Origin of the sequence: Pseudomonas sp. 10S5 (assembly GCF_035019745.1) — a bacterium.
GTDB lineage: Bacteria > Pseudomonadota > Gammaproteobacteria > Pseudomonadales > Pseudomonadaceae > Aquipseudomonas.
In genome coordinates, this window is sequence record NZ_JASJVL010000009.1 from 1 (window position 1) to 11441 (window position 11441).

10 protein-coding genes and 2 pseudogenes are annotated in these 11441 nt (G+C 56.1%); 6 read left to right on the forward strand and 6 right to left on the reverse strand.

Annotated elements, in window-relative coordinates:
• Nucleotides 1–847: 847 nt before the first annotated feature.
• Genes QN378_RS11420 through QN378_RS11430 form a run of 3 tightly spaced genes read right to left on the reverse strand, consistent with a single transcriptional unit; the run spans nt 848 to nt 3404 of the window.
• Nucleotides 848–1897 carry an alkene reductase gene (locus QN378_RS11420; protein ID WP_322205306.1) on the reverse strand — a complete coding sequence of 350 codons (1050 nt, stop codon included), beginning with the start codon at nt 1895–1897 and terminating at the stop codon, nt 848–850.
• Nucleotides 1898–1906: 9 nt separating this feature from the next.
• The gene (locus tag QN378_RS11425; protein WP_323550774.1) at nt 1907–3073 is read right to left on the reverse strand and encodes an MFS transporter; all 1167 of its coding nucleotides are present in this window, start codon (nt 3071–3073) and stop codon (nt 1907–1909) included.
• Between the two features lie 28 nt (nt 3074–3101).
• Complete coding sequence (locus tag QN378_RS11430; RefSeq protein WP_322205304.1) at nt 3102–3404, reverse strand: helix-turn-helix transcriptional regulator; 303 nt, start codon at nt 3402–3404, stop codon at nt 3102–3104.
• A gap of 161 nt (nt 3405–3565) precedes the next feature.
• Here QN378_RS11430 and QN378_RS11435 point away from each other — a divergent pair, with 161 nt between their 5' ends.
• The gene (locus QN378_RS11435) at nt 3566–4159 is read left to right on the forward strand and encodes an ACP phosphodiesterase (protein WP_322205303.1); all 594 of its coding nucleotides are present in this window, start codon (nt 3566–3568) and stop codon (nt 4157–4159) included.
• Here the strand turns inward: QN378_RS11435 and QN378_RS11440 are convergent.
• Together QN378_RS11440 and olsB are read right to left on the reverse strand one after the other, a co-directional pair.
• A complete protein-coding gene (locus QN378_RS11440; RefSeq protein ID WP_322205302.1) occupies nt 4123–4917 on the reverse strand; it encodes a lysophospholipid acyltransferase family protein in 795 nt (264 codons plus the stop codon). The genes QN378_RS11435 and QN378_RS11440 overlap by 37 nt on opposite strands.
• Nucleotides 4917–5672: an L-ornithine N(alpha)-acyltransferase gene (olsB, locus tag QN378_RS11445; protein ID WP_322205301.1), complete on the reverse strand. Its 756-nt coding sequence runs from the start codon at nt 5670–5672 to the stop codon at nt 4917–4919. Before olsB ends, QN378_RS11440 begins: the two co-directional genes overlap by 1 nt.
• Nucleotides 5673–6029: 357 nt before the next feature.
• Here olsB and QN378_RS11450 point away from each other — a divergent pair, with 357 nt between their 5' ends.
• From QN378_RS11450 to QN378_RS11470, 5 genes and pseudogenes are all read left to right on the forward strand, one after another.
• Entirely contained in the window at nt 6030–7124 is a 1095-nt protein-coding gene (locus tag QN378_RS11450) for a serine hydrolase (RefSeq protein WP_323550775.1), read from the forward strand.
• Entirely contained in the window at nt 7121–7450 is a 330-nt protein-coding gene (locus QN378_RS11455) for an amidase (RefSeq protein ID WP_322205299.1), read from the forward strand. The genes QN378_RS11450 and QN378_RS11455 overlap by 4 nt, the downstream gene beginning before the upstream one ends.
• 109 nt (nt 7451–7559) lie before the next feature.
• Nucleotides 7560–8717: a phosphatidylserine/phosphatidylglycerophosphate/cardiolipin synthase family protein gene (locus QN378_RS11460; RefSeq protein ID WP_323550776.1), complete on the forward strand. Its 1158-nt coding sequence runs from the start codon at nt 7560–7562 to the stop codon at nt 8715–8717.
• A gap of 11 nt (nt 8718–8728) precedes the next feature.
• A pseudogene (locus QN378_RS11465) lies at nt 8729–9154 on the forward strand (DJ-1/PfpI family protein); the annotation flags it as partial.
• 2 nt (nt 9155–9156) lie between these two features.
• Nucleotides 9157–9390 (forward strand): annotated as a pseudogene (locus tag QN378_RS11470) (ribbon-helix-helix domain-containing protein); the annotation flags it as partial.
• Nucleotides 9391–9461: 71 nt separating this feature from the next.
• Here QN378_RS11470 and QN378_RS11475 read toward each other — a convergent pair.
• Complete coding sequence (locus tag QN378_RS11475; RefSeq protein ID WP_322205297.1) at nt 9462–10982, reverse strand: fumarate hydratase; 1521 nt, start codon at nt 10980–10982, stop codon at nt 9462–9464.
• Nucleotides 10983–11441: the final 459 nt, after the last annotated feature.

An 11441-nucleotide genomic window follows, 5' to 3' on the forward strand; every position in this document is an offset into this window, starting at 1 on the left:
GAGTTGCTGAGGGGTTTTTTCTTTTGGTCGATTCGCCAGACATACCCGGCAGGAATTGGGGTCGTGTTTTTCCACAAGCGGTACTCCTGAATAACTTCGCGGACATTAGTCGTTTTAGATTGCGCAACTATTTGCGCGCTTGCTGCTTAAAATGGCGCACTCAAGACGAATGAAACCGCTATAGGCGCAACTATCCCAGCACCTAAGTCGAGGCAGTCAGTGCATAGATACATATGTACTAATAATTTGGTTGCGAAAAAATACGACGGTTAAGTGTTTATAACAAGCGAATTTATGCCATTTAAAAAGCTCCAATTTCCGTTATTTATGTGGGATATTGTCCTACGGACAACAGCGAGTTTCGAGTGTTAGGAGTATCTGTAAGAAAGTTTCGATTGTATTGTCAGATTAAGCCGACATTGAAAAGTAATAAATCCTATATGATGAATGTCGCTCTTATTGCTGGCCTAAAATCCGAGGATACCCAGAATGACATACGATAAGTGCAACCGATTTAAAGTAATTCCAACCAGCCTTATTGATACAATCCCGCCAAATGCTGATGCACTTTGGCATCGCCGCGCCTAATCAAATCGTCTCTACATCGGATGACTTATCAAGCGAACGGTATCGAACTGGTCTAGTAGGTTTTCCCGTCAGGCCGCGCTGGCCTTTGCGTTGAGCATAGCTAGCTGTGGGCGCATGCTCGGGGCGCGTGTGCCCTGAGCAAATCAGCAAACGTCCGGGCAATATACTGCCGATACAGGAGCCAAAGGCGAGGGCCTTGACGGGACAGTTGTCAATAAAAGCCCTGCATTTGCAGGGCTTTTGATGTAGCACGAAGGCCTTACAGGCGCGGGTAGTCGATGTAGCCGACTGGGCCTTTGGCGTAGAAGGTGGCTGGAACCGGCGCGTTCAGTGGTGCGTCTTGTTGCAGGCGCTCGAACAGGTCCGGGTTGGCGATGTACGGCACGCCGAACGCGACAGCATCAGCCTTGCCGCTGGACAGCCACGCATTGGCGCTGTCTTTGGTGAAGCTTTCGTTGGCAATGTAGTTGCCACCGAAGGCTTTTTTCAATTGCGGGCCGAGGCTGTCGCCGGCTTCTTTTTCCCGGGAGCAGATAAATGCGATACCGCGTTTGCCCAGTTCGCGAGCCACGTAGGTGAAGGTCTCGGAAAGGTTTTCATCGCCCATGTCATGAATGTCAGCCCGCGGTGACAAGTGCATGCCCACACGACCCGCGCCCCAGACTTCAACCACTGCATCGGTTACTTCCAGCATCAGACGCGCACGATTTTCCACGGAGCCACCGTATTCGTCAGTGCGTTGGTTGGTGCCGCTTTGCAGGAATTGGTCAAGCAGGTAACCGTTAGCGCCATGGATTTCAACGCCGTCGAAACCGGCAGCCTTGGCGTTTTCTGCGCCTTGACGGTAAGCATCGACCACATCGGCGATCTCAGCAGATTCCAGCGCACGAGGAATTGGGTAATCGGCCAGCGGACGAACCAGGCTGACGTGGCCGGCTGCGGCGATGGCGCTTGGTGCAACCGGTGCATCGCCGTTGAGGTACGAAGTGTGGGAGATACGGCCTACGTGCCACAGTTGCAGCACGATACGGCCACCCGCCGCATGCACGGCTTTAGTGATGTTGCTCCAGCCGCGGACTTGAGCGTCGGACCAAATGCCAGGCGTATCCGGATACCCGACGCCCATTGGGGTGACCGCGGTCGCTTCGCTGATGATCAGGCCAGCCGAGGCACGTTGAACGTAGTACTCAGCCATTAAGGCGTTAGGAACCCGACCTTCGTCGGCACGGCAGCGGGTCAATGGCGCCATGATGATGCGGTTTGGCAATTGCAGGTCGCCCAAAGTGATCGGGTCAAAAATGGTCGTCATGATGAATCCTCAGTGGGTAGCGGTTGCCACGTCGGGGTTAACCGATTGGCGGAACGTAAGAAAGGTCAATAGCAGTGCCATCACGGCCAGCGCTGCGGCGGCTAGCGGTACGCTGTTTAAGCCCAAGCCGTGGGCGATTACGCTGCCGCCGATCCAGGCGCCCAGTGCGTTACCGACGTTGAAGGCGCCGATATTCAGGGTCGAAATTAAATTCGGTGCGGCTGCGCCGAAGGTCATCACGTTGATTTGCAGCGCGGGGACGGCCGCGAATCCGGCGGTGGCCCAGATGAACAAGGTGATTTCAGTCGGGATCAAGGAGGCGCTGGTCCACGACAGTACAGTGGAGACCACTGCCAGGGTAATGAACACGCCAATCAACGTGCGGGGCATATTGCGATCTGCAAGCTTGCCGCCAATGACATTCCCGAGGGTCAAGCCCAGGCCGATCAGCAGTAATGTCCAGGTCACGCCGTGCGGTGTAACACCAGTGACTTCACCCAGCAGTGGCGCCATGTAGGTAAACAGTGCAAATACCGAGGCGGAAAACATTACGGTCATGCTCAGCGATAACCAGACCCCGGCACCGTTAAGGGCGGCCAGTTCGGCCCGCATGTCGAGCTTTTCTTCATCGTGTTTGGCCGGTAAAAAACGGAGCAGGCCAATCAGTGAAATTACACCGATTACGGTCACTGCGAAGAAGGTCGAGCGCCAACCAGCGTACTGACCCAGCGCTGTTCCTAGTGGTACGCCCAACACGTTTGCCAAGGTCAGGCCGGTAAACATCATCGCGACAGCCGAAGCCCGACGGTTAGGTGCAACCAAGTTGGCAGCGACGACCGAACCAATCCCGAAGAACGCGCCGTGGCAAAGTGCCGTGACGATTCGGGCAAACATAAGCACGTTGTAGTCACTGGCCAAAGCACACAGCAAGTTGCCGATGATGAAGATCACCATCAATGCCACCAGTGCGGCTTTGCGTGGAAGTTTTGCGGTCACAATGGCCATGAATGGGGCGCCGATGGCGACGCCTAAGGCGTATCCGGTGACCAGCCAGCCAGCACCGGGAATTGAAACACCCAAATCTGCTGCGACCTCGGGCAACAGTCCCATAATCACAAATTCGGTGGTGCCGATGGCGAAAGCGCTCAGGGCTAGCATAAGCAGCGAAAGGGGCACGAAGCGTCTCCTTGGAGAATTTAAAAAGTCAGAGCTGTTTGCTTAAAGCTTCGAGGAACGCTTGGATAGTTTCGTCGTTGCGCCTGAAAAAATGCCACTGGCCGACCTTTTTGGTGGTGATCAGCCCCGCACGTTGCAAGGTCGCCAAATGTGCAGAAATCGTTGATTGGGAAAGTCCGGCACGTTGGTCTATTTGCCCTGCACACACACCATGTTCTAGCGAGTGTTCCTGGGCAGGAAAAAAGTGCGCCGAATCTTTGAGCCACACGAGAATTTCGCGCCGCACAGGGTGGGCCAAGGCTTTTATTATTTCGTCGAGGTCGATAGGCATGTCGTTCTCAGATCGTGGGATAACGCTGTATCGCGATGGACCGAACTATATATCTGTATTTCGCGATATACAAATACACAGATCGACTAAGCATCTACAAAACCGGTATATCGGGTTATATCGATATAGACCTTGGGTTGATTAGGCGTAAGCTCCACCTTATGAACTACCTTGCACACCTTCATTTGGGCGGCGAACGCCCGGCGCAATTGCTCGGCAGCCTGTATGGCGATTTCGTCAAAGGACCGCTGCCGGGCCGCTTCACCCCTGAACTGGAAGCTGCCATTCAGTTACACCGCAGCATTGATACCTTCACCGACAGCCATCCTTTGGTCAAAGAGGCGATATCACGCTTTCCCGTTGCGCGACGCCGCTACGCGGGCATCGTGCTCGATGTGTTTTTCGATCATTGCCTGGCCCGGGATTGGGCGCTCTACGCGGCGCAGCCGCTGGATAAGTTCACCCGGCGGGTATACCGCGTGTTAGCGGCCGAGTCCGCATTGCCGGAACGTTTGGCACTGATTGCGCCGCACATGGAGGCGCAGGATTGGCTGGGGTCATATCGGGAGTTTGAGGTATTGGGGCCAGTGCTTAATGGTATTTCCCGGCGTCTGTCGCGGCCTGAAGGGCTGGCCGGCGCTCTCCAAGAATTGCAGGCGCTGTACCGGCCCTTGAGCGCAGATTTCGCTGAATTTTATCCTCTGCTACAGGATTTTGCTCAGGCGGCTTTGGCCGAGCGCGTTTCTTTCACCTGATCGGGCTTGGTAATGTCGCCAAACAGCGCCCGCTGCACGGCTTGTTGCGCTTGGAACGCCAAGGCGGCGCGTTCTTGCTGTTGGCTGGCGATAGGTGCTAGCAACTGGATGTGGACCTCACCCTGCTCGTTGGCGAATAAGCGGCGCAAGTGTGAGAGCAAATCGTCATCGCCAATAAATGGTGCGATGGGGCAAGTCTTTCCGTCACGCAGATAACGAATTGCCACCGGCTGCAAAGGAACACCTGCGTCGATGGCGCTGGCCAGCATCCTCCCATGGAAGGTGCGCAGGCTACGACCGTCTGTGGTGGTGCCTTCTGGAAAGATCATCAGTGCATCCTTGCCTTGCAAATGCTCGGTCATTTTTCCCAGAACCAAACGGCTATCGCCTGATCCTCGACGTATAAACAGGGTGCCGGCTTTGAGCGCCAACCAACCTGCGACGGGCCAGTTACGAACTTCAGCTTTTGACAGGAACGACAGCGGTGCGAGCATGCCAAGAAGAGGGATATCGGTCCACGACACATGGTTGCTGACCCATAGCATTGGCTCTTTTGGCAACTCGCCGCTGACTGTCACGCGAAATGGCAACGCTGCGCTCAGTCGTGCCATAAACCAGCGTGACCAGCGCTGTCGCCGTGCCATTGAGTCGCCGATGCCCAAGCGTTCGAGAATGCCAAAAACGCTCGCAATCGTCAGCCCTAAGGCGAGCACCCACAACACTCTAATCACTCGGGCATAACCGCGAACCCGGCTCATCACATGGCAGCCTTAAAGTGGCGAGCATAACGTGGGCAAAGATCGTCGCGCTTTAGCAGGATAAATACGTCGGCGACTTGGAAGTCTTCGTCCCAGCAGGGCTCGCCGCAAATTTTTGCACCCAGGCGCATATAGGCCTTGAGCAGGGGTGGCATCTCACAGATGACATTATTAGGCAGGTCCAAGGTCGGCAGCGGCTTTTTTGGTTCGGCACGCAGGTGTTCATTGCACAGGTATCGCTCGCGCAAGCGTTGCATGATCGCGTGCGCTTGAATGCCCCCGTCTTGCATCGGAATACTGGCACAACCCATTAAGTAGCTATAGCTGCCTTCGTTCAAAATTTCCGCCAACTCACTCCACAACACAGCGATGGTGCCGCCGTTGCGATAAGCCGGATCGACGCAGGTGCGGCCCAATTCTAGAATTGGTCCTTGCAGATGACTTAATCCATGCAGGCTGAACTCTTCTTCGCTGTAGTAATTGCCCAGCGAGGTAGCTGCGGTGTGATCCAATAACCGGGTGGTCGCCACGAGGCGCCCGTTGGACAGGTCGCGAACGCCAATGTGCGAGCAATGCTCGTCGTATTCGTCGATATCCAGGCCAAGTTCAGCGCCTTTAAGTTTGGCGTTGAACTCACCACTGAAGACGCTGTAGCGCAAAGCCTGGGCTTCCTGCAGCGCCTGCGCGCCGATCAAACGTTCTGCCTGAAGGCGGCGTTCGACGCGGGTGTCGCGAGTACGGGCAATCTGAGTCATGCGGCGTCTCCGTAAGCCAGCCAGGAATGCGGCCGGTGGTGTTCTATCGCATTGGGGTACAGGTCAAGGCTAGGGAGGCACGATGTCATCACCATTAAGCTTTGGTGATGCTTGTATGACAGCGACTCAAAGCCATGCAGGCCAAATTCAGGGAGGCACTAGCAGGTTGGCGGGGCTGCTCTTGGGTACACCGACTGGCCAACGAGATAGCTACAGAGGAGGGCTGACTCGTTAGAAGAGAATTCATTGCGAAAGGGGTCACACGGTTGACCCCAATAGCCGCCCGCTTGATGGAAACAATTCGTTGCTACGGTTATGCGGCCACCCGCTAGAGGACTTTCGATGAAATCACCGTGCATGCTAACTCTCATCCTGTGGCTTGTTGCTACCCAGGCATCTGGGCAAAACTGGCCGGGTGAGCGCTGGTCAGTTGCCCCCGCTATGCCAAGTCCGGCGTTGCAAGCACTCGACGATTACGCTTTTCCTCTGCGTGATGACGTTACCCGCAAAGGTATCCGCACCGACGCCTTGTTGGTGATTCAAGATGGGCAACTGGTCTACGAGCGTTATGCGGGCGTCACCACCGCCGACACGCCGCACCTGACGTGGTCGGTCAGCAAGAGCGTGATGGCCTGTGTACTGGGCGTGGCGTTTGCCGAGGGGCGTTTTCAGTGGACTGACCTGGTGGCAAAATTCTATCCGCCGTTCAAAACGCATTCCGCCGTTCGGTTGGAGGATCTGCTGCACTGGGCCTCGGGACTGGATTGGCAGGAAGACTATGAGTACGCACCCCTAAACTCGTCCGTGGTCGCCATGCTTTACACCCGAGGGCGCGCGGATATGGCGACGTTTACAGCGGCACACGGCGTTGCGAGTAAGCCGGGGACAACTTACCGCTACTCCAGCGGTGACAGCAACGTATTGTCTGCCGCATTGAAAACGATGGTCGGTGAACAGGCTTATCCAAATTATCCCTGGACCGCGTTGTTTGAGCCGCTGGCCATTCACAGCGCGGTGTGGGAAACCGACCGCAGCGGCACGTTCGTTGGTTCGTCCTACGCCTACATGACTGCGCGGGACTTGGCGCGCATCGGTCTACTGATGCAGCGCGGCGGTCGCTGGGGCGATAAACAGTTATTGCCTAAGGCGTGGGTTGAATTCAGCTTGGCGCCATTTGCTCATCTGCAAACAGCCGCAGTCAATGAAGTGCCTGGCGCGCAGTGGTGGTTGAATCGTTTGCCCGCCAGGGAGTCTGATGCCGCCAACCGTCCTTGGCCTGACGCGCCGCAGGACGCGTTTGCCGCGCTTGGCCACTGGGGTCAGGCGATGTATGTCGTCCCCAGTGCCAATCTGGTCATCGTGCGTTACGCCGATGATCGCGACGGCAGTTACCGTCATGATCAGTTGCTAAAGCGAGTGCTGGCGGCGTTCTCGGGGGAGGGTGCCCGATGAGCAATCGCAAGCCGTTCGTCCGACGTAGACCGTTTAGCAGTGCGCTGCTCTTGGCGGCGCTGCTGATGGTCGTTTTCGTATGGCAATACCGAACTGCGTTGCAGGCATTCCCGAGCATCATCAGCGCCTACACAGCTAAGGAATACTGTTCGTGCCGCTATGTAGAGGGCAACCCAGCCGACTTTTGCGCAAATTACGTAAAGCAGTGGGTGCCCAGCACTCTGTCCGATGACCCTGTACAAAAACGTGTGACCTCCGCTGGTATGGGTCGCAGCAGTAGCGCAGTTTGGAAAGGCTTACGTCAGGGTTGTCAGTTATTACCGTAGAAGTTTGCAACCTCCTATTACAGCCAGTTAAGGTTGGCGCCAACCGCGCCTAGGTAGCCTGCATGCTCAACATAATTCGCCTGTTGCTGACCCCGTTCTGTGTGCCTGCATGAGGGGAGCGATTTTTCCATGGCGCGCCGGTAACCACTTCAATCTGTTGATCGACGGTCCCGCATTTTTTCCGCGCATGATCGCCGCCATTGAGCAGGCGCAGGAGCAGGTCGAACTGGAACTGTACCTGGTGGAGGCTGGAAGTTGTGCTGATGCGGTGGTTCAGGCATTGGTGCTTGCCTCGCAGCGGGGGGTGATCGTGCGCTGTCTGTTCGATAGCTTTGGAGCGCAGGCCTTCACTTTAAACTTGCGTAAACGTCTCACTAATGCGGGCGTGATTCTGCGGTTTTATAACCGCATGCATTGGCGTCGGGGTTTGCGCAATCTTTACCGGGACCATCGAAAGATGCTGTTGGTGGATAGACAACTGGCTATGGTTGGCGGTACTGGCGTTACCGATGAGTTTTGGCATCCTGAGCGTGACACCAGCGACTGGCACGAAGTCATGGTTGAAATTACCGGGCCGATGGTCGTCGACTGGCAGGCGATGTTCGACCGGCAGTTCCATGCCAACGAACGCCCCACTGCATGGCGACCGGCGCATATTTTCGGTCTGCCTCGATTACCCAGTGTGCCGTTGACGGGCGAAGGCATGGGCCGCGTCGCTTATGCCGACGCCCGGCAGCACCGCGACATCCTGCAATCATTGGTGCGTGCTTTGAGTAGTGGCAAACGCCGCATCTGGTTGGCGACCCCATACTTTCTGCCCACTTGGAAAGTACGCCGGGCATTGCGCAGAGCTGCTGCGCGCGGCGTTGACGTGCGCCTGCTGCTGACTGGACCGCGTACCGATCATCCCTCCGTGCGATATGCCGGTCATCGTTATTACCCGCGCCTGCTCAAGTCCGGAGTGAAAATCTTCGAATACCAACCGTGCTTTTTGCACCTGAAAATGGTGCTGATCGATGATTGGGTGAGCATTGGTTCATGCAACTTTGATCACTGGAACTTACGCTTTAATCTTGAAGCTAACCTTGAGGCCATCGATCAAACGCTCGTCGTGGCAGTGGCCTCCAGCTTCCAGAATGACTTTGCCCTCAGTACCGAAGTCAGTCTCAAAGACTGGCAATCACGGCCCTTACTGCGGCGAGTGCAGCAGCGGATTTGGGGCTGGATCGACCGCTTGGTGGTCAATGTTCTGGACCGACGAAACTGATCCTTGAAGTAATGGTGCCGTTTCAGGCGCTGCAAATGGTCGGGCACATCGTCCATGCAGTTTGTCCGGGCAAGGCCAGCGGGCAGACGGTGCGCACTGCGATTCACGATTTTGAAGGCGATCAGACGTACAGCGAAAAGCCGGGTCATAACTTTAGCCTTAACTTCGACTTTGCTCAGGTCAAGGTTGAAGACTATGACGCGCTCTTGGTACCCGGTGGCCGCGCGCCAGAATACCTTCGCTTGAACGAAACCATACTGGGATGGGTACGCGAATTCGACAAAGCCGATAAGCCCATCGCATCGGTCTGCCACGGTGCGCAATTATTGGCAGCTGCCGGTGTATTGGAAGGCCGTGAGTGCAGTGCTTATCCTGCGTGTGCGCCAGAAATGCGCTTGGCCGGCGGCACATTTATCGACATCGCCGTGACCCAAGCGCAGTAGTGACGACGTTGCGCCTGGAGAATCAGTTCTGGGACATCCTCGCCGAAATCGCCCGCAACGACAGCATGACCACTAACCAATTGATCACCAAACTGTACGAAGAGGTCATGGGCTTCAACGGCGAAGTGGTCAATTTTGCTTCATTTCTGCGGGTTAGCTGCACGCGGTATTTGAGTCAGCGGCGGGTGGCGGCGCCGGAGTTGAGTGTGGTGCGGTCGGCGACGAAATGAGCGACGGATGATCATCAAGTCATAAAAAACCCGATCCTCCAAGATCGGGTTTTTTTGGCTGCACAGCGGTATTAAATCTCGACCGCTAAACTCTCACTGATCTTCTTCTGCCAAATAGCAGGGCCGGTGTTGTGTACCGACTCGCCTTTGGTATCCACCGCGACGGTAGCTGGCATATCGGTCACGTCGAACTCGTAGATCGCTTCCATGCCCATCTCAGGGAAGGCCAGTACGCGGGATTTCTTGATTGCCTGAGCGACCAAATACGCCGCGCCGCCGACGACCATCAAATACACCGCTTTATGATCCTTGATCGCTTCGATCGCGGTAGGGCCGCGCTCGGATTTGCCGATCATGCCCAGCAAACCGGTTTGTTCGAGGATCTGCCGAGTGAACTTGTCCATCCGCGTGGCAGTGGTCGGGCCGGCGGGTCCAACCACTTCATCGCGCACCGGATCGACCGGACCGACGTAATAGATGAAACGACCCTTGAGGTCTACCGGCAGAGTTTCGCCACGGTCTAGCATTTCGACCATGCGTTTATGTGCCGCGTCGCGTCCGGTGAGCATCTTGCCGTTGAGCAGCAGGGTTTCGCCCGGCTTCCAGCTTTGCACATCTTCAGGCGTCAGCGTATCAAGGTTGACCCGGCGCGCCGACGGGCCTGCTTCCCAGACAATCTCCGGATAAGCGTCCAGCGGTGGCGCTTCTTGCGATGCCGGACCACTGCCGTCTAGCACGAAGTGGGTATGGCGGGTGGCGGCGCAGTTCGGGATGATGCACACCGGCAGGGAAGCGGCGTGGGTCGGATAATCCATGATCTTCACGTCGAGTACGGTGGTCAGGCCGCCAAGGCCCTGAGCGCCTATGCCGAGTTGGTTGACCTTTTCAAACAGTTCCAGTCGCAGCTCTTCGATGCGGCTCGAGGGCCCCCGCAACTTCAGCTCGTGAATATCTATAGGGTCCATCAGCACTTGCTTGGCCATGACTGCGGCTTTTTCCGCTGTACCGCCAATGCCGATGCCAAGCATGCCCGGCGGGCACCAGCCAGCGCCCATGGTGGGAACGGTCTTGAGCACCCAATCGACAATCGAGTCGGACGGGTTGAGCATCGCCATCTTCGATTTGTTTTCCGAACCACCACCTTTAGCCGCTACGTCCACTTCCACGGTGTTGCCGGGAACGATGGAGTAGTGAATGACCGCCGGAGTGTTGTCCTTGGTATTTTTACGAGCGCCAGCCGGGTCGGCCAGAATCGATGCACGCAGAACATTTTCCGGAAGGTTGTAAGCGCGACGTACGCCTTCGTTGATCATGTCGTCCAGGCTCATGGTAGCGCCAGTCCATTGCACATCCATGCCTACGCGAACGAAGACGGTAACGATCCCGGTGTCTTGGCAGATCGGACGATGCCCCGTCGCGCACATGCGCGAGTTGATCAAGATCTGGGCCATGGCGTCGCGTGCAGCAGGGGACTCCTCGCGCAGCCAGGCTTGATGCATGGCTTGAATGAAATCTACCGGATGGTAGTAGGAAATGAACTGTAGGGCGTCGGCGACGCTCTGAATCAGATCGTCTTGCTTGATCACGGTCATGTGGCACGCTCCTCTGATAGGACGGGAACATTAATAAGCTGCGTTCAACAGTACTGCCGAGCGCTGCTGAAAAACATCTTTTAATAAGCGCGCCGGCCCACAACGCCGACGCAAAAAAGGCGCGGCAGTATAACGCGGCTCCGCTGCGCACACATCCGATTGGACACAAACCAAAGTCTGCCTGCGTACCGGCACCCTTTTTGCGTGGCAAGAGATACTTTGTATTTCCCAAGTGGAAAATTGAATAGTCATTTTTGAGTGAGAATACTAAAGTGGCAAGTGGCCGCTAGCGCGGTTGGTCATCTCTGCATGTCGTCCAGATTCGCGCTGCAAGGAATCGCAGCAAGCAATGGTCCGCAAACCTGCAGTCTTCGAATGTCATCGCAATGGGCCGCAAGCGGCTTACGGAAATAGCCGCCCAGGTGGTTTATGCCGGAACGGAAAGGAATTCCTTTGAGC